Raw genomic sequence first — 17,947 nt, 5'->3', positions numbered from 1 at the left:
CTTATACCTTCGCCACGAGTGGGCGACCCAACAGGCCTTGGGGACGGAAAATCAGAATCAGCACCAGCAGCGAGAAACTGAACACGTCTTTGTAGTCAGAGTTGATCAGACCGGAGAACAGCGACTCGGAGATCCCGAGGATGATCCCGCCAAGCATCGCCCCAGGCAGGGAGCCGATACCGCCGAGTACCGCCGCGGTGAACGCCTTGATGCCGATGATGAAGCCGGCATAGAAGTCGAACGTGCCGTAGTTCATGGTGATCAGCACACCGGCCAGGGCCGCCATGGCTGCACCGATGATGAACACGTAGGAAATCACCCGGTCGGTGTTGATCCCCAGGATCGACGCCATCTTGCGGTCTTGCTGGGTGGCGCGGCACATGCGCCCGAGCTTGGTGTACTTGATGATGTAGGTCAGCAAGGCCATCCCGGCGAATGCGGCGACCAGGATGAAAATCTTGGTGTAGGTGAGCTGGACGAAGCCGCTGCCGATGTCGACGCGCATGGCGCCTTCGAGCAGTGTCGGCACGCCCTGTTGGCGGGCGCCCTGGCTGATCTGCGCGTAGTTCTGCAGGATCAGCGAAATGCCGATGGCACTGATCAGCGGTGCCAGCCGGGTCGAGTTGCGCAGGGGTTTATAGGCGACGCGTTCGATGACCCAGCCATAAACCCCGGTGACCACGACCGTGAACACGAGAGTGCCGAGGATCATAAGCGGAAAGGATTCGATACCGAAGTAAGCCAGCAGAGCCAGACTGATTGCCGCGAGGTAAGCGGAAATCATGTAAACCTCGCCATGGGCGAAGTTGATCATGCCGATGATGCCGTAGACCATTGTGTAGCCGATGGCGATCAGACCATAGACCGACCCGAGGGTCAGGCCATTGATCAGTTGCTGCAGGAAAATACCATCCATAACGCAATCTCACGCAGTGAGAACCTGCACACCCTGGGGTGTGCGGTTCTTCTAAGGAAAATACAGATGTACGTCGGAGCAATGTCAGGCACGACCGCTGCGCATCCCTTGGCAACCGGGGCTTGCCCGGCTCCCAAAGGAGGCCTGGACGGTCGCGTCAGGCCTTACTTCTGTTTTTCCAGCTGGTGGTATTTGCCGTCCTTGTCCCACTGGTAAACCACGTAGTCGGAGACTTTCAAGTCGCCCTTGGCGTCCCATTCCTTCTTGCCCATCACGGTTTGGACAGGGTTGGCCTTGAGCCACTTGGCCGCGTCTTCGCCTTTATTGGACTTGGCGCCATTGAAGCCGGCGGCCAGGGCCTGGACCGAAGCGTAGGCGTACAGGGTGTAGCCTTCAGGCTCGGTGCCATTCTTGCGGAATTCGTCAACCACGGCCTTGCTGTCTGGCAGCAGGCGCGGGTCGGCGCCAAAGGTCATGTACACGCCATCGACGTATTGCGCGCCGCCGGCGGTGGTGACCAGTTCGTCGGTCACGATGCCATCGTCGGACATGAATTTCACGTCCTTGAGGCCTTGTTCACGCAATTGGCGAACCAGCGGGCCGGCTTCCGGGTGCAGGCCGCCGAAATAGACCACATCGGCACCCGTCGAACGGATCTTGGTGACTACGGCGCTGAAGTCTTTTTCGCCACGGGTCAGGCCTTCGTACAGCACTGGCTTCACGCCACGCTCCGTGAGCCGGGCCATGGTTGCATCCGCCAGGCCCTGGCCGTAGGTGTCCTTGTCGTGCAGCACGACGACTTTCTTGCCCTTGAGCACGTCGACAATGTAGTCACCCGCCACGATGCCTTGCTGGTCGTCACGACCGCACATGCGGAACATCGCGCTCAGGCCACGCTCGGTAACCTTCGGGTTGGTCGAGCCCGGGGTGATCGCGATGATGCCGGCTTCGTCATAGACCTCGGAGGCCGGGATGGTATTGGACGAGCAGAAGTGCCCGACCACGCCGATTACCTTGTCCTGTTCGACCAGGCGGTTGGCCACGGCAACGGCCTGCTTGGGTTCGCAGGCGTCGTCGCCCGCAACCAGTACGATTTTCTCGCCGTTGACGCCACCCGCTTTGTTGATGACATCGGCTGCCGCCTGGGCCCCCTTCATGTACTGCTCGCCAAATGCAGCGTTGGCGCCGGTCATCGGCCCCGCCACACCAATTTTCACATCAGCTTGAGCAAACGCAGAAACACCCAGCGCAGCTGCCACTGCGAGGGCCAGGAAACCTTTCTTGTAAAACGTCTGGGACATGAGGTGGTGCTCCAAGGTTTTTTTTAGTTGGCACTGCGACTTCATTTCACTGAAAAGCTCAGAGCAAGGGCCGTGCCATCGGTTTTTTATTCTGAAAAAAGTCGCTGCTTTATTGTTATTTCGACTGTTTCGGGCCCTTTTTCATAGGGCGTGCAACCGTCTAAACCGCACGAGGTGCAACCTTTTACTTAAATGGGTGAAACCCTCCTTGAGCCATCATTGCAACCATCACACGAAACGGCGTGCAACCACTGTGTAACAACCCACGTCACCGAACTGCACACTGTCGGTGCGCGACTGCTACAACCCGCACCATAACAGGCTAGACGCTATGCCGGAAAAACGTGGCTTCCGGCAACATTTTTCAACACTCAAATGACGATCCGCAGGCACTGGCCCGCGTGATACAGCGAAAAGCCCGCCTCATACAAGCAACTGCGCAGGCCCACCCCGGCCAACGGCTGCATGGGTGCGAACGGAATCGGCAGCGCCTGGGCATTGCCGTGGCACAGGTAGTCGGCGAAAGCCTTGCCCACCACTGTACCGGTGGTCACGCCCCGACCGTTGTAGCCGGTCACGGCCACCAGCCCCGGGGCCGGTTCGAACAGACGCATCAGGTGATCAGGGGTGAAGGCAATGCAACCGGTCCAGGTACATTCCCACTCAACCGACTTGAGGTAAGGGAAATAGTGCTGCTGCACCCGGTCGGCCCAAGCCTTGAGGAACCAGGTCGGCTTGCGGTTGCCATTGCCCAGGCTGCCCAGCAGCAAACGGCCATCCTTGTCCCGACGGATGCTGCTTAACACCTGGCGGGTATCCCACGAACCCTGCCCACCCGGCAGAATGCGTCGGGCGGCCTCGTCGGTCAGTGGGGTGGAGGCGACCTGATAGTAATAACCGGGGAAGAAATTTCGCCGCAGCTCGGTCCAGTCGCCTTCGGTATAGGCGTTGGAGGCGATCACTACCTGCTCGGCCAATACCGAACCCTGGGCGGTCTGCACCGACCAGCGCTGGTCTTGGCGTTCCAGGCGCGTCACCGGGGAATGGTCGAACAACTGGCCGCCAAGGTCCGTGGCCGCCTTGGCCAACCCGCTGGTGTAGGCCATCGGATTGAGGGTGCCGGCGCGGCGGTCGAGCAATGCCGCGGCGATTTTCGACGTACCGGTCGCCTCGGCACACGCCTGGCCGGTGAGTAACTCCACCGGGGCACCACGGCGTTTCCATTGTTCTTCGCGACTGCGCAGGTCTGCCTCACCCCGGGCGTTATGGGCCATGTGCAAAGTGCCTTCGCGGCGCAACTGGCAATCAATGTTGTATTTATCGATGAGGCTGAACACCAGGGCCGGCGCGGCCCCCAGCATGCGGTTGAGCTGGCTGCCCACCGCCTCGCCGAACCCGGCCTCGATGTCGTCCGGCGGGATCCACAGGCCGGCGTTCACCAGGCCGACGTTACGCCCCGATCCGCCATGCCCGGCGCGGTGGGCTTCCAGCACGGCAACACGCTTGCCCTGCTCCAACAAGTGAACCGCCGCCGACAGCCCGGTGAAACCGGCACCGATCACACACACATCAACGGTGATTTCGCCCGTCAGCGCGGTGTTTTCAGGCCTTTGCGGCGTCAGCTTTTCCCACAGACATTCTTCGCGTAACGGCATTGCCAGACTCCGAAAAAGAAACCCAACCATCACACACGACTCATTGTGGGAGCGAGCCCGCTCGCGATGGCGGTGTATCTGCCAATATTGATGTCGGCTGATCCGGCGCTATCGCGAGCAGGCTCGCTCCCACAGGGAATTCCGTTGACTCAGCCTCAGTCGAAGGTAATCCCCTGCGCCAACGGCAACTCCAGCGAGTAGTTCACGGTGTTGGTCTGACGACGCATGTAGCCGCGCCATGCGTCGGAACCGGATTCGCGACCGCCGCCGGTTTCTTTCTCACCGCCGAATGCACCGCCGATTTCCGCGCCGCTCGGGCCGATGTTGACGTTGGCGATGCCGCAGTCGCTGCCCACCGCCGACATGAACTGCTCGGCTTCACGCACGTCGGTGGTGAAGATGCAGGACGACAGGCCTTGGGGCACGGCGTTGTTCAGGTGCAGGGCCTCGGCAAAGTCCTTGTAGCCGACCACGTACAGGATCGGGGCGAAGGTTTCGCTACGCACCACATCACTCTGCTCCGGCATCTCGACGATGGCCGGCGAGACGTAATAGGCATTCGGGAACTGGTCTTCGAGCTGGCGCTTGCCACCAAATACTCGCCCGCCTTCGCTCAAGGCCTGCTCCAGCGCATCCTGCATGTTGTCGAAGCTGTGCTTGTCGATCAGCGGCCCAACCAGGTTGCCTTCCAGTGGGTGGCCAATGCGCACTTTCGAATAGGCGGCCTTGAGGCGGGTGACGATTTCTTCCTTCACCGACTCGTGGGCAATCAGCCGGCGCAGGGTGGTGCAACGCTGGCCGGCGGTGCCGACGGCGCTGAACAGGATGGCGCGCACGGCCATATCCAGGTCGGCGCTCGGGGCCAGGATCATGGCGTTGTTGCCGCCCAGCTCCAGAATGCTGCGGGCGAAGCGCGCGGCGACTTTCGGCGCCACTTCACGGCCCATGCGGGTGCTGCCGGTGGCGCTGATCAAGGCCACGCGCGGGTCATCCACCAATGCTTCACCGGCATCGCGACCACCAATGATCACCTGGCTCAGGTACGACGGTGCATCGCTGAAGTTCTTCAGTACACGCTCGAACAACGCCTGGCACGCCAGGGCGGTGAGCGGGGTCTTTTCCGACGGTTTCCAGATCACCGCGTTGCCGCACACCAGGGCCAGCGTAGTGTTCCAGGCCCAGACCGCGACGGGGAAGTTGAAGGCACTGATCACCCCGACCACGCCCAGCGGGTGCCAGGACTCACGCATGTGGTGGCCCGGACGCTCGGAGGCGATGGTCAGGCCGTACAACTGGCGGGACAGGCCGACGGCGAAGTCGCAGATGTCGATCATCTCTTGCACTTCACCCAGGCCTTCCTGGGTGATCTTGCCAGCTTCCCACGACACCAGTTCGCCAAGGTCAGCCTTGTATTCACGCAACAGGTCACCGAATTGACGTACCAGCTCGCCACGACGCGGGGCCGGCACCTGGCGCCACAGGTCGAAAGCGTGTTCGGCACGGCTGACCTGCTGCTCGACTTCAGCCGCGCCTTCCCAGTTCACGGCGCCGATGCGACTGCCATCAATGGGCGAATGCACCGGTTGTGTGCCGTTCTGGTACAGGGCCGAGTCGACGCCCAGGCGATCAAGCAATGCAGCAACCATGGAAAATTTCCTCACACGAAAGACAAAGAATTGGCAGCCGGACGAATACGGCTGATCAGACCTGTAGTTGTAGCTGGCCCGAGACTTGCCAACAAACGACCTTTAAGCGAGATATCATTCCGTTTATTCATGCTGGCCATGACCGGATAAGCAGAGCCACAAGAAATAAGGCCTCATCATGCTCAATAAACGCTATTTGCCGTCGATCACGGCACTGCAGTGCTTCGAAGCGGTGACCCGCCACCTGAGCTTCACCCGCGCCGCCGAAGAGCTGAACCTGACCCAGAGCGCAGTCAGCAAGCAGGTCGCGCAATTGGAAGAGTTGCTGCAGCATTTGCTGTTCCGGCGCATACGCCGCCGCTTGCAACTGACGCCAGCCGGAGACTTGTACCTGGGAGAAGTGCGAAAAATCCTCACGCAGGTGGAGATGTCTACCCATTACCTGCGCTCCTACGGCGGCGATACCGAAGTCCTGCGCGTTTCCACTCCCCCGACCTTCGGTGCCCGCTGGCTGGTCCCGCGCCTGAAGGGCTGGCGACTGCGGCATCCGACGATTCACCTGGACCTGTGCAGCGAGCAGGAGGCCGACGATCTGCTGCAAGGGCGCAGCGACCTGGCGTTCTATTTCGGCCAGGGCTCACGGCCCGGCACCGAATCCCTGAAGCTGTTTGGCGAAGAACTGGTGCCGGTCTGCGCGCCCGGCAGCCTGCCTGAGCAGCCTTTTACCGACCCGACCCAACTGGCCGAGCTGGTGCTTTTGCAAAATGCCTCGCGCCCCCAGGCCTGGCACGACTGGTTCGACAACCAGGGCTATCACACCGAACACAGCTACCACGGGCCGCGCTTCGAAACCTTCTACATGTGCATTCGTGCCGCCCAGGTTGGCTGTGGCGTAGCCTTACTGCCGCGTTTTTTGGTGGAAGAAGAATTGGCCGACGGCAAGTTGGTCATTCCCTGGCCTCATGCGATGCCCAGCACCAACGCCTACTACCTGGCCTACCCGGAACATTCGGCGGAAGTGCCCAAGGTGCGGCTTTTTGTCGAGTGGATGCTGGAGCAGATCGACAACCCGGATGGACTGCAGCAATAAGCCATGGATGACGTTCATGGCCAAAAAAGCTTCAGTGACCAAAAAAAACTGGCAATCATCATGAGTGATATGCGCCACTAACCCCTTCACCAACCGCAGCACCCCGCCGCCTACCGCAGCGGCCTGTCTGGAGATTCCCGTTATGAGCGAGAGCGTATTTGCCGATCGTATCGTGCAGAACCTGCTCGACACCGACTTCTACAAACTGACGATGATGCAGGCAGTGCTGCACAACTACCCCAACGTCGAAGTCGAGTGGGAATTTCGTTGCCGCAACAGCGAGGACTTGCGCCCGTACCTGGCGGAGATCCGCTTCCAGATCGAGCGCCTGGCCGAGTTGAGCCTGAGCGCCGACCAGTTGGGCTTCCTGGAGCGTATCAGCTTCCTCAAACCGGACTTCCTGCGTTTCCTGGGACTGTTTCGCTTCAACCTGCGCTACGTGCATACCGGTATCGACAACGGTGAACTGTTTATCCGCCTGCGTGGGCCGTGGCTGCACGTGATTCTGTTCGAAGTGCCGCTGCTGGCGATTGTCAGCGAGGTACGCAACCGCTATCGCTACCGTGAAATTGTCCTGGAGCAGGCCCGCGAGCAGTTGTATCGCAAGTTCGACTGGCTGAGTGCCAACGCCAGCGCCGAAGAGCTGTCCGAGCTGCAAGTCGCGGACTTCGGCACCCGCCGTCGTTTTTCCTTCCGCGTCCAGGAAGAAGTGGTCAACGTGCTCAAGCACGACTTCCCGGGGCGTTTCGTTGGCACCAGCAACGTGCACCTGTCCCGTGAGCTGGACATGAAACCGCTGGGCACCATGGCCCATGAATGGATCATGGCCCACCAGCAACTGGGCCCGCGACTGATCGACAGCCAGATCGCCGCCCTCGATTGCTGGGTGCGCGAGTACCGCGGTCTGCTGGGGATCGCCCTGACCGACTGCATCACCATGGACGCCTTCCTCAAGGATTTCGATCTGTTCTTCGCCAAGCTGTTCGACGGTTTGCGCCACGACTCCGGCGACCCGGTGATCTGGGCCGAAAAAGCCATCGCCCACTATCACAAGCTCGGCATCGACCCGATGAGCAAGACCCTGGTGTTCTCCGATAGCCTGACATTGCCCAAATGCCTGGAGATTTTTCGGGCATTGCGTGGTCGCATTAATGTCAGCTTCGGTATTGGCACCAACCTGACGTGTGACATTCCAGGTGTAGAGCCGATGAGCATCGTGCTTAAAATGATCAGCTGTGACGGGCAACCCGTGGCCAAGATTTCAGACGAGCCCGGCAAGACCCACTGCAAGGACCCGAATTTCGTCGCCTACATGCGACACGTTTTCCAAGTACCTGCCGCCCTTTCTGACACATCAAGCAAGGAGTGAATTCATGCAAGCCGTACAGCGTGAGATTGCTGAACAGCTCAAGGTCCAGCCGCCGTTCGCCGATGACGCCGCCCTCAAGGCCGAAATCGCCCGCCGAGTGAGCTTTATCCAGGATTGCCTGGTCAACTCCGGGCTCAAGTCCCTTGTACTGGGCATCAGTGGCGGGGTCGACTCGTTGACCGCCGGTCTGCTGGCCCAACGAGCCATGCGCGAACTACGGGAGAAAACCGGCAACACCGCCTACAAGTTCATCGCCGTGCGCCTGCCGTACGAAACCCAGTTCGACGAACATGAAGCGCAAGCCTGTGTCGACTTCATCGATCCGGACGAGCGTCATACCGTCAACATCGGTCCGGCGGTCAAAGCCTTGGCCGAGCAGGTCGCAGCGTTCGAAGGCAAGGCAGCGGTGTCGCGGGATTTCGTGCTGGGCAATACCAAGGCGCGGATGCGCATGGTGGCGCAATACACCATCGCGGGCACCGAGCAAGGCCTGGTGATCGGTACTGATCATGCAGCCGAAGCGGTGATGGGCTTCTTCACCAAGTTCGGTGACGGTGCTTGCGACTTGGCCCCGCTCAGCGGCCTGGTGAAAAACCAGGTCCGGGCCATTGCCCGAGACTTCGGCGCACCGGAATCGCTGGTGGAAAAAGTCCCCACCGCCGATCTCGAAGACCTGTCGCCAGGCAAGCCGGACGAAGCCTCCCACGGTGTGACCTACGCCGAGATCGATGCTTTCCTGCACGGCGAGCCGGTGCGGGACGAGGCGTTCAGGATCATTTGCGACACTTACCGCAAGACCGAGCACAAGCGGGTGATGCCGTACGCGCCGTGACCGGCAGTCCCTGTGGGAGCGAGCCTGCTCGCGATAACGGTGGATCAGTTTGCATTGATGTTGAATGTGCCGCCGCCATCGCGAGCAGGCTCGCTCCCACAGGAGATGCGATTATTGGCCGGACACAAAAAAGCGCCCTGCACGGGGGCGCTTTTTTGATGCCGAAGCGGGTTACTTCAGGGTAACAGTGCCTTTCATCATCGAGATGTGGCCTGGGAACGAGCAGAAGAAGCCGTACTTTTCAGCGGCATCCAGTTTCGATACGTCGAAAGTCACCGAGTCTTTCTCCCCGGCACCAATGATTTTGGTGTGAGCGATGACGCGAGCGTCATTTTCTTTCAGGTAGTTCTTGTCGATACCGGCGGCCAGGCCATCGGTGGCGATCGGCTGCATGTCAGCCTCTTTGCTCAGCACCCAGTTATGGCCCATGACGTTTTTCGGCAAGCTGCCCGAGTGAGTCAGCTCAACGGTGAACGTCTTGCAGCTCTTGTCGATCTCGATGGCCTTGGTGTTGAAGGACATCTGGTCGGTCGAATCGATGGTGGTCTTGCACTCCGCTGCCATCAGTTGGCTGCTGGCCAGCGTCAACAGGGATACTGCAACAAGTTTGGCAAACATCGTGAATCTCCAAGGCATGGTTAACAAAATTCCTTCAAAGGGGAAGAGTGCCTGAATTCCAGACAAGTTCCTATGACCTGAATCAAACATTGTATACAACTTAAGGCTATCAGCCTGATGGACACAATCAACCAGCCAGAGGAATGACACCTCTCTATGATTGGCCCCATCACCTCTCTGGAGCGCCCATCATGAACCTCAACAGCCTGTTGTGCAGCTTGCTCGCCGCCTATGCCTGCGGCGCCAGTGGTACCTACGAAAAACCCCAACGCGAGGTTTAAGTCCTTTGCGCAGCATAGGCCAGGCTTTACTCTGGATCGGTTACTGATCATGGAGTAAAGCATGTCCATAGCATCCGTTTGTGTATTTTGCGGCGCCAGCACCGGCACCGATCCAACGTATCGTGAAGCGGCGCAGGCCCTGGGCCGGGCGTTGGCGGAACGAAAATTGACCCTGGTCTATGGTGGCGGAGCCGTCGGCCTGATGGGCATCGTCGCCGATGCGGCCCTGGCGGCCGGCGGCGAGGTCATCGGTATCATCCCGCAAAGCCTGAAGGACAAGGAAATCGGCCACGGCGGCCTGACCCGCCTGGAAGTGGTGGATGGCATGCATGCCCGCAAGGCGCGCATGGCCGAACTCAGCGATGCCTTCATCGCCCTGCCCGGCGGCCTCGGCACTCTGGAGGAGTTGTTCGAGGTCTGGACCTGGGGCCAGCTCGGCTACCACGGCAAGCCGCTGGGGCTGCTGGAAGTGAACGGTTTCTACAGCAAGCTCACCGGTTTTCTCGATCATATCGTCGGCGAAGGCTTCGTCCGCCCGCCCCATCGTGACATGCTGCAAGTGAGCCAATCACCGCACAACCTGCTCGATGCGCTGGACGAATGGCAACCGTCCGTGCAGCCAAAGTGGGCCGAACAAAAACCCAGCTAACGGCTCGGCCCCGATACAGGGCAGAATACGCGCCGCTCTACCTCACCTTCGACCCCAGAGGATCGCCCATGGCTAAACCCAATTATTCCTTCGCCAAACGTCAGAGAGACCTGGCCAAGGAGCAGAAGAAAGAGGAAAAGCTGCAGCGCAAGAAAGCCACAGCTGAAGAAGAAGCCGCACTGAGCCCGGATACCGAAGGCGAAGTAGCAGTAGAACATGACGTTGATGCACCGAAAGATCAGGCACCCGACGCCTGATACCCCATCTTGTGTCCAGGGCCGACAGCCCCGCTGTCGACCCTTACAATCCCAGCGCCTTGGTAATCGACAGGCGATAACCGACAGGCAGGTTCACCGGCAACCGGCCCGGCGCGAACAGCCCGATCTCTTTGTGCTCATGACTGACGGTCGGCACGAAACCGCCCAGCAACTGGCAGCGGTACGTGGAGATGAAGACGTGCTTGCCGGGAATGACCTCGAACAGGTACGAATCCAACGGCTCCCCTACACTCACCTCAACCGCCAGCTCCTCGGCAATTTCCCGCGCCAGACATTGCGGCGCCGTTTCGCCCAGTTCGATCCGCCCACCGGGCAGTTCCCATTCGTCCCGTTCGTTGAGCATCAGCACAACCAGGCCTTCGGGGGATTGCAGCACGCCTTTGATGGACACCGGGAACATGCACCCTCCTTAGTTCGATACATACTGTGGGAGCGAGCCTGCTCGCGATAGCGTCACGACAGTCAATTACATGCTGGATGTGATGGCCTCATCGCGAGCAGGCTCGCTCCCACAAGGGAACACTTCACGACTCCAGTGGCATCACCGTCACACGCACTTCAGGATCATGGGCACCGCCCCCCAGGATCACTCCCCGCAGCGGCGACACATCGGAAAAATCCCGGCCCCAGGCCAGAGTGATGTGTTCCAGGGCCGGCTGTACGTTGTTGGTCGGGTCGAAGTCCACCCAGCCCAACACCGGGCAATACACCGAGACCCAGGCATGGGACGCATCGGCGCCAATCAGCCGTGGCTGGCCGGGTGGCGGCTGGGTCAGCAGGTAGCCACTGACGTAACGCGCCGCCAAACCGCGAGAGCGCACACAAGCCAGCATCAGGTGAGCAAAGTCCTGGCATACGCCCCGCCGCCGCTCCAGCACCTCCACCAGCGGCGTTGCCACCTGGGTCGCCTCGGCATCGAAGGTGAACTCCTCGAAAATTTTCTCCATCAGCGCTCGAACCCCCACCATCAAGGGTCGCCCCGGCGGGAAGCAGCTTTCGGAAAACTCGACGAAACTGCGCTTGAGGTGCACATACGGTGACTCGAAACGGTAACGGCACGCCTCCAGCAGTGGCGCCGCGAGTGGCCGGCCACTGTAGGTCAGCGCGTTGCAGGTCGACTCCCAGGCCGGGGACAGGTTGAAATCCAGCTCGGGGCGAGCCAGCACCTCGACACTCAAGCGAGCATTGACCAACAGCTCGTCATGGGGCCGTTCAAAGGCCAGGCGCGTCAGCGGGTTGCCGAACACATCCTGCTCATCGCGACGGATCGTCGGCTCCGGGCTGATCAGCAACTGTTGTTCGGTGCACCGCTGCCAGTCACAGGCGCGCGGCCACAAGTGAGCGAGTTGCTGGGCCAGGGACACCGGGCTGTCGTAGTGATAATGAGTGTCGTGGAGGATCTGGTAACGAGCGTTCATCAGACGGACACCGTGCGTTGGCTGACATCATCGACATGGGCGAAATGACGCAACGCCAGGCGATCGGAGACCTGGCCACTGACGTCGGCCACTTCCTGCAACAGGTCGGCCAGACCATCGAGTGCGGCGCGCAGGCTGGCTTCACCAAACAGGGGGTTTTCCAGGCATCGCAGGTCAAAGCGTGACAGGCGTGCGACCAAGTCCGGCAATGCGGTTTCCCTGGGCGCGGCAAAATCATCGTTCAAGCGCTTGAGGGTACGGGCCACCAATTTCAACTGGAAGAGCACCGCGTGGGGGTTCTGCTCGTCCAGTAGCAACAGGTCCAGCACCGGGATCAACTGGGCCACCGCCAAATAGCGCGAGCAGTAGGTGATGCTGCTGTTGCCCAGTTCCAACAACCACTCCAGCCCGGCCTGGTCGAACACCGCCTCGCCCCGCAGGAACGCAGCCAGGCTACTGCTGAGAAACTGCAAGCGCTCCAGGCGCCGGCCCATCATCAAGAAGCGCCAGCCCTCATCGCGGGTCATATCGTCCAGGGCGAACCCGGACAATGCCGCCAGGGACATCACCAATCGGTTGAGGAAATCCAGCAGTTCACCAAAATCCGGCTCCCCGGTTTCCAACTCCATGGCCTCGCGCTGCAATTCCACCAGCGCTTGCCAGTTTTCCCGGGACAACTTGCCGCGCACCTGCGAGGCCGCCCACTGCAAGCGTTGCAGGTTGGCGCGCAGGCTGAACGACCAGTCATCCCCCAACAGTGCCGCCAGCAAACGCTCGGGCAACTCGCCCTCTTCGGGCAGCAGCATCAGGCTTTCGCCCAGGGACACCGCCGATTGCAGGGCCTGTGGGTCGTCGCCATCGACATAGCGCGCCAGCATGATCCGCAGCAGCCGCGCGCTGTCGTCGCAACGCTCGCAGTAGCGACCGAACCAGAACAGGTTTTCCACCACCCGCGAAGGCAAATACGGATCGCGTCGAACCAGGTCGTGGACCCCCACGGTTCGCTGGGCCTTCCATTGTTCACCGCCAGGCGCCTGCTCCCCCAACACCCAGGTGTCCTTGCTGGCGCCACCACGCTGCATCGACACCACTTCGGCGTCGGCCTCGGCGGCCACGCGGGTCAGCCCACCCGGTAGCACCCGGTAATCGTCCTTGCCGGACACGGCATACATGCGCATGCCAATCGCCCTGGGCTGGATCTGGCCATCTTCGGCCTGCCAGACCGGGGCCTGGGACAATTGCGCCAGTTCCTGGGCGACATAGGCATAGGGCCGTGCCTGCATGCGCGCCGCCAGTTGGACGCGCTGCTTCTCGCTCAGGTCGCGGCCGAACACCGGGCTGAAACTCTGGGAAGGAAACGCCGGCTTGATCAACAGCTGCGGCAATTTTTCCAGGGCCTGGGCCAGCACCGGCGGCTCACCGCACCACCAGGTGGCGATGGACGGCAGCAGCAGCTCTTCGCCGAACAGGTACTGGTTGATCTTTGGCAGGAACCCCAGGAGGCCCGGTGATTCCAGCACGCCGCTGCCTAGCGCATTGGCCACCAGTACCCGGCCCTGACGCACCGCTTCCAACAACCCTGGCACGCCGAGGGCTGAATCGGTGCGCAGCTCCAAGGGGTCGCAGAAATCGTCGTCGAGCCGGCGCATGATGGCGTGGACCCGACGCAGGCCGCTGAGGGTCTTGAGGTAGACCGTGGCGTCCCGAACGGTCAGGTCACCCCCTTCTACCAGCGGATAACCCAACTGGCGCGCCAGGTAGAGATGTTCGAAATAACTTTCGTTGAAGCGCCCCGGCGTCAACAGCACCACCAGCGGCGATTCGCCGTCGCTGGGAGCCTGTCGTGCCAGGGTTTCCTGCAAGGTACGGAAAAAGCCGGACAAGTGCCGCACCTTCAGATCACGATACAAATCGGGAAAGGCGCGGGAAACGATCATGCGATTTTCCAACGCGTATCCGGCACCTGAAGGCGCCTGGGTCCGATCCGCCGTGACCCACCAGCGTCCATCGGGCGTGCGCGCCAGATCCACCGCATACAGGTGCAGAAAGCTGCCGTCCGGCGGCGCGATGCCCTGGCAAGGCCAAAGGAAATTGTTGTGCCCATACACCAGTTCTGCCGGCAACAGCCCTTCGCTGATCAGCCGTTGTGGCCCGTACAGGTCGGCCAGCACCGCGTTGAGCAGCCGAGCACGCTGGGCGATTCCGGCCGACAGTTGCTTCCACTCTTGCGGGTCGATCACGTGGGGCAGCAGGTCCAGTTCCCACGGCCGGTCGGCGCCTTTGGGGTCCGCGTAGACGTTATAGGTCACGCCGTTTTCCTGGATCTGCCGGGTCAGCAGGGCCTGGCGCTGGACCAACTGGGCCGGCGTGCTGCGCTGCAACTGGTCGAACAGCCGCCGCCAGTGCGTACGCACGGCACCGCTGTCGTCCAACAGTTCATGATAGGTGCCCGTTGTCAGCGGGTAATGGTCAAGCAGGTCAGGCATGGAAAGCTCGGCAGACGGCAATGAAAGGTGAGACTAGCGCAAGCGCATGACGCCCGGATAGTTGAAATATCCGGGCGTCGCGTAAGACTCAGAACCGTCGCAGATCGAGCGTGAGGGGAAACTCGTCATCCATGGCCAGGCTGGGTATAGGAAGTTTCCCAGGCGTGTGTCCGAGACGGAAGAAACGCGCCATCCGCCGGCTCTCAGCCTCATTGGCATTGACCGGCAGGCTGTCGTAGTTGCGCCCGCCCGGATGAGCCACGTGATACTGGCAACCGCCTATGGAACGTTGCATCCAGGTGTCGAGCAAGTCGAAGACCAGCGGCGCATGCACCGGGATGGTCGGTTGCAAGCAGTTGGCCGGTTGCCAGGCGCGGAAACGCACCCCGGCGACGAACTCGCCAACCCGACCGGTGGGTTGCAACGGCACCGGCACGCCATTGCACGTCAGCAGGTAGCGTTGCGGCGCCAGGCCGCTGAGCTTGACCTGCAAGCGCTCCAGGGAGGAGTCCACATAACGCACAGTGCCGCCCACCGCGCCCTCTTCCCCCAGCACATGCCAAGGCTCGAGGGCCTGGCGCAATTGCAGTTCGATACCGTTGACCGCGTAATCGCCCACTTTGGGGAAGCGGAACTCCAGGTGTGCGGCGAACCACTCGGCCCGCAGCGGGTAACCGGCGGCGTTCAGCTCATGGATGACGTCGGCAAAATCCTGCTCGATAAAGTGCGGCAACAGGAAACGGTCATGCAGCTCCGTGCCCCAGCGCGCCAATTTCGCCGGTGCATAAGGCTCACGCCAGAACCGCGCCACCAGCGCCCTTAGCAATAATTGCTGGGCCAGGCTCATGCGCGCGTGAGGCGGCATTTCGAAAGCACGCAGTTCCAACAGGCCAAGACGGCCCGTGGCGCCGTCCGGTGAGTAGAGCTTGTCGATGCAGAATTCGGCGCGGTGGGTATTGCCTGTCACGTCGATCAACAGGTTGCGCAGCAAGCGATCGACCAACCATGGCGGGCATTCCTCGCCCGGCTGGGGCATTTGCGCGAAAGCGATTTCCAGCTCGTACAACGCGTCGTTGCGCGCCTCATCCACCCGAGGCGCCTGGGAGGTCGGGCCGATGAACAATCCGGAAAACAGGTAGGACAACGACGGGTGGTTATGCCAATAGCTGATCAGGCTGCGCAACAGGTCGGGACGCCGTAGGAACGGTGAGTCAGCCGGTGTCGCGCCACCCAGTACGAAATGGTTACCGCCACCAGTGCCGGTGTGTCGGCCATCGATCATGAATTTCTCGGTGGTCAGCCGAGTCTGTCGCGCCTGCTCGTAGAGGAACTCGGTGCGCTCGACCAACTCATCCCAGGTTGCCGAGGGTTGCACGTTGACCTCGATCACACCGGGGTCGGGGGTGATGCGAAAATTGCTCAGGCGCGGGTCGCTCGGCGGCTCGTAGCCTTCCAACAGCACCGGACAGTGCAACTCCTCAGCCGTCGCCTCGATGGCGCTGACCAGCTCCAGATAATCCTCGACCCGCTCCAGCGGCGGCATGAACAGATAGAGCCGGCCTTCACGGGCCTCGGCACAGAAGGCAGTGCGGGTCAGCCAGTCGGCGGATTGGTCGATCTGTGGGACACGCTCCTGTTCGGTCGCCGACTCGCCGTGACGCGCCAGCGCCTCGGTGCCGGGCAGTTCAGGCAAGTCCTGGTTCGGGTCGGTGGGATGAATGTACGGGTACTCGGCCGCCGTCACCCAAGGCTGGGACGCCAGCGGCAAGCGATAGCCCAGGGGCGAATCCCCCGGCACCAGGCGGCAGTGGTTGTCGCGCAGGTACCAACGACCGCTTTGCCATTGATCGCCCTTGGCGGTGCGGGCCAGCGGCAGGACCTGGCCGATGACCTTGTCCAGGCCCTGGCTGAAGACCTTGCGCAGCCGGGCACGTTCCAAGACGTCCTCCAGACGTGGATCCTCGGCCGTGACATTTGAAGGCAATGCACCTTCGCGCCAGAGGTAATAGAAGTTGTCTTCGTAGGCAGGAAACACGAATCGCGCAGGAATCTTCAAACGCTCGGCGACGCTCGCCAGGAAGCGCCCAGCCAGTTCGCCATCGGCACCGTAATCCTCCTGCTCGTCGGCGATCAACGCGCTGTTGTGCCAGATCGGCACACCATCGCGTCGCCAATAGCAGTTGAGCGACCAGCGCGGCAATTGCTCGCCCGGGTACCACTTGCCCTGGCCAAAGTGCACCAGACCTTGGGGCGCATAGTGCTTGCGCATGCGCTGGAACAGCTCGGCGGAGAGCCGGCGCTTGTCCGGCCCGAGGGCGGCGGTGTTCCACTCGGCGCCGTCCGGGTCATCGATGGAGACAAAGGTCGGTTCGCCGCCCATGGTCAGGCGCACATCGCCCTCCAGCAGGTCGGCGTCGATCTGGCGCCCCAGCGCCTGGATCGCCAGCCATTGCGCTTCGGTGTACGGCTTGGTCACCCGCGGTGCTTCCCAGACCCGTTCGACGGACATTTCGTGGCTGAACTCACACTCGCAAGGCTCCACCAGGCCGCTGATCGGTGCCGCCGAGGACGGATCGGGACTACAGGCCAACGGGATGTGGCCTTCACCAGCGAACAGCCCGGACGTCGCATCCAGGCCGATCCAGCCGGCACCGGGCAGGTAGACCTCGCACCAGGCATGCAGGTCGGTAAAGTCCACCTCGGTGCCGGATGGGCCATCGAGGCTTTTCACATCGGCGGTCAACTGGATCAGGTAACCGGACACGAACCGCGCCGCCAGGCCGAGGTTGCGTAACAACTGCACCAGCAACCAGGCCGAGTCGCGGCAGGAGCCGGACGCGTGCTCCAGGGTGTGCTCCGGCGTCTGCACGCCGGGCTCCATGCGGATCAGGTAGTTGATGTCTTCGCTCAGGCGCTGGTTGAGCGCCACCAGGAAATCCACCGCCGGCAATGGCGTGCGGTCGATGCCATCCAGATACGCCTGGAACCTCGGCGTCAGCGGCAGGGTTTCCAGGTAAGGCGCCAGTTCCTTGCGCTCATCGGCCGCGTAGGCGAACGGAATCTTTTCGGCGTAGGGTTCGAGGAAGAAGTCGAACGGATTGAATACCGCCATTTCCGCCAGCAGGTCGACCTCGATCCGCAGCTCCCGGGTTTTCTCGGGAAACACCAGCCGCGCCAGGTAGTTGCCCTGGGGATCCTGCTGCCAGTTGATGAAATGCTGGTCGGGCGAAACCTTCAGCGCATAGGAAAGAATGCGCGTGCGGCTGTGGGCCGCCGGGCGCAGGCGAACGATCTGCGGGCCGAGCTCGACGGCGCGGTCGTAACGGTAATGCGTGACGTGATGCAATGCGACATGGATCGACACGACGTGCCTCCTGCGAGCCTGGGCGATATCGAAAGCGGCGCAAG

General features: G+C 61.5%; 14 protein-coding genes. 5 read left to right on the top strand and 9 right to left on the bottom strand.

Annotated features, from left to right (window positions below; genetic code table 11):
• Position 1: 1 nt before the first annotated feature.
• From PSH86_RS03145 to PSH86_RS03130, 4 genes are all read right to left on the bottom strand, one after another.
• The gene (locus PSH86_RS03145; protein WP_042732182.1) at positions 2-916 is read right to left on the bottom strand and encodes a branched-chain amino acid ABC transporter permease; all 915 of its coding nucleotides are present in this window, start codon (positions 914-916) and stop codon (positions 2-4) included.
• Between the two features lie 164 nt (positions 917-1,080).
• A complete protein-coding gene (locus PSH86_RS03140; protein WP_109752186.1) occupies positions 1,081-2,217 on the bottom strand; it encodes a branched-chain amino acid ABC transporter substrate-binding protein in 1,137 nt (378 codons plus the stop codon).
• Between the two features lie 371 nt (positions 2,218-2,588).
• Positions 2,589-3,872: an FAD-binding oxidoreductase gene (locus PSH86_RS03135; RefSeq protein WP_163855535.1), complete on the bottom strand. Its 1,284-nt coding sequence runs from the start codon at positions 3,870-3,872 to the stop codon at positions 2,589-2,591.
• A 155-nt stretch (positions 3,873-4,027) separates the two neighbouring features.
• Positions 4,028-5,518 (bottom strand): aldehyde dehydrogenase family protein, encoded by a 1,491-nt coding sequence (locus PSH86_RS03130; protein ID WP_305487764.1) that lies wholly within the window; start codon positions 5,516-5,518, stop codon positions 4,028-4,030.
• 178 nt (positions 5,519-5,696) lie between these two features.
• Here PSH86_RS03130 and PSH86_RS03125 point away from each other — a divergent pair, with 178 nt between their 5' ends.
• From PSH86_RS03125 to nadE, 3 genes are all read left to right on the top strand, one after another.
• The gene (locus PSH86_RS03125; RefSeq protein ID WP_109752183.1) at positions 5,697-6,608 is read left to right on the top strand and encodes a LysR family transcriptional regulator; all 912 of its coding nucleotides are present in this window, start codon (positions 5,697-5,699) and stop codon (positions 6,606-6,608) included.
• Positions 6,609-6,750: 142 nt separating this feature from the next.
• Entirely contained in the window at positions 6,751-7,977 is a 1,227-nt protein-coding gene (gene pncB, locus PSH86_RS03120) for a nicotinate phosphoribosyltransferase (RefSeq protein WP_109752182.1), read from the top strand.
• A gap of 4 nt (positions 7,978-7,981) precedes the next feature.
• Positions 7,982-8,809 carry an ammonia-dependent NAD(+) synthetase gene (nadE, locus tag PSH86_RS03115; RefSeq protein WP_163855539.1) on the top strand — a complete coding sequence of 276 codons (828 nt, stop codon included), beginning with the start codon at positions 7,982-7,984 and terminating at the stop codon, positions 8,807-8,809.
• 171 nt (positions 8,810-8,980) lie between these two features.
• Here nadE and azu read toward each other — a convergent pair whose 3' ends face one another.
• Positions 8,981-9,427, bottom strand: a complete 447-nt coding sequence (gene azu / locus PSH86_RS03110) for an azurin (RefSeq protein ID WP_109752180.1) — start codon at positions 9,425-9,427, stop codon at positions 8,981-8,983.
• Positions 9,428-9,769: 342 nt separating this feature from the next.
• Between azu and PSH86_RS03105 the strand changes: the two genes are divergently transcribed.
• A complete protein-coding gene (locus PSH86_RS03105) occupies positions 9,770-10,357 on the top strand; it encodes a TIGR00730 family Rossman fold protein (protein ID WP_116834050.1) in 588 nt (195 codons plus the stop codon).
• A gap of 68 nt (positions 10,358-10,425) precedes the next feature.
• Positions 10,426-10,614 carry a hypothetical protein gene (locus tag PSH86_RS03100; protein WP_116834049.1) on the top strand — a complete coding sequence of 63 codons (189 nt, stop codon included), beginning with the start codon at positions 10,426-10,428 and terminating at the stop codon, positions 10,612-10,614.
• Positions 10,615-10,657: 43 nt separating this feature from the next.
• On the opposite strand, the gene PSH86_RS03095 is transcribed toward PSH86_RS03100, so the two are convergent.
• The 4 genes from PSH86_RS03095 to PSH86_RS03080 all read right to left on the bottom strand — a co-directional run bounded on the left by PSH86_RS03095 (position 10,658) and on the right by PSH86_RS03080 (position 17,903).
• The gene (locus tag PSH86_RS03095) at positions 10,658-11,035 is read right to left on the bottom strand and encodes an NUDIX domain-containing protein (protein ID WP_116834048.1); all 378 of its coding nucleotides are present in this window, start codon (positions 11,033-11,035) and stop codon (positions 10,658-10,660) included.
• 124 nt (positions 11,036-11,159) lie between these two features.
• A complete protein-coding gene (locus PSH86_RS03090; protein ID WP_116834047.1) occupies positions 11,160-12,053 on the bottom strand; it encodes a transglutaminase family protein in 894 nt (297 codons plus the stop codon).
• Positions 12,053-14,539: a circularly permuted type 2 ATP-grasp protein gene (locus PSH86_RS03085; protein ID WP_305487754.1), complete on the bottom strand. Its 2,487-nt coding sequence runs from the start codon at positions 14,537-14,539 to the stop codon at positions 12,053-12,055. Before PSH86_RS03085 ends, PSH86_RS03090 begins: the two co-directional genes overlap by 1 nt.
• 88 nt (positions 14,540-14,627) lie before the next feature.
• On the bottom strand, positions 14,628-17,903 hold the full coding sequence (locus PSH86_RS03080) for a DUF2126 domain-containing protein (RefSeq protein ID WP_176688724.1): 3,276 nt from the start codon (positions 17,901-17,903) through the stop codon (positions 14,628-14,630).
• Positions 17,904-17,947 lie beyond the last annotated feature (44 nt).

Source organism: Pseudomonas sp. FP2300 (assembly GCF_030687595.1).
Classification (GTDB): Bacteria; Pseudomonadota; Gammaproteobacteria; order Pseudomonadales; family Pseudomonadaceae; genus Aquipseudomonas; species Aquipseudomonas bijieensis.
Note: the sequence above shows the minus strand (reverse complement) of the source record. Positions and strands in the feature narration are given on the sequence as shown.

What these genes read in the sequence shown, in the direction of transcription:
- PSH86_RS03135 (WP_163855535.1), bottom strand. Translation starts at nt 3,872, where the DNA reads ATGCCGTTACGCGAAGAATGTCTGTGGGAAAAGCTGACGCCGCAAAGG.
- PSH86_RS03095 (WP_116834048.1), bottom strand. Translation starts at nt 11,035, where the DNA reads ATGTTCCCGGTGTCCATCAAAGGCGTGCTGCAATCCCCCGAAGGCCTG.
- PSH86_RS03130 (WP_305487764.1), bottom strand. Translation starts at nt 5,518, where the DNA reads ATGGTTGCTGCATTGCTTGATCGCCTGGGCGTCGACTCGGCCCTGTAC.
- PSH86_RS03145 (WP_042732182.1), bottom strand. Translation starts at nt 916, where the DNA reads ATGGATGGTATTTTCCTGCAGCAACTGATCAATGGCCTGACCCTCGGG.
- PSH86_RS03085 (WP_305487754.1), bottom strand. Translation starts at nt 14,539, where the DNA reads ATGCCTGACCTGCTTGACCATTACCCGCTGACAACGGGCACCTATCAT.
- pncB (WP_109752182.1), top strand. Translation starts at nt 6,751, where the DNA reads ATGAGCGAGAGCGTATTTGCCGATCGTATCGTGCAGAACCTGCTCGAC.
- PSH86_RS03105 (WP_116834050.1), top strand. Translation starts at nt 9,770, where the DNA reads ATGTCCATAGCATCCGTTTGTGTATTTTGCGGCGCCAGCACCGGCACC.
- azu (WP_109752180.1), bottom strand. Translation starts at nt 9,427, where the DNA reads ATGTTTGCCAAACTTGTTGCAGTATCCCTGTTGACGCTGGCCAGCAGC.
- PSH86_RS03125 (WP_109752183.1), top strand. Translation starts at nt 5,697, where the DNA reads ATGCTCAATAAACGCTATTTGCCGTCGATCACGGCACTGCAGTGCTTC.
- PSH86_RS03090 (WP_116834047.1), bottom strand. Translation starts at nt 12,053, where the DNA reads ATGAACGCTCGTTACCAGATCCTCCACGACACTCATTATCACTACGAC.
- PSH86_RS03100 (WP_116834049.1), top strand. Translation starts at nt 10,426, where the DNA reads ATGGCTAAACCCAATTATTCCTTCGCCAAACGTCAGAGAGACCTGGCC.
- PSH86_RS03140 (WP_109752186.1), bottom strand. Translation starts at nt 2,217, where the DNA reads ATGTCCCAGACGTTTTACAAGAAAGGTTTCCTGGCCCTCGCAGTGGCA.
- nadE (WP_163855539.1), top strand. Translation starts at nt 7,982, where the DNA reads ATGCAAGCCGTACAGCGTGAGATTGCTGAACAGCTCAAGGTCCAGCCG.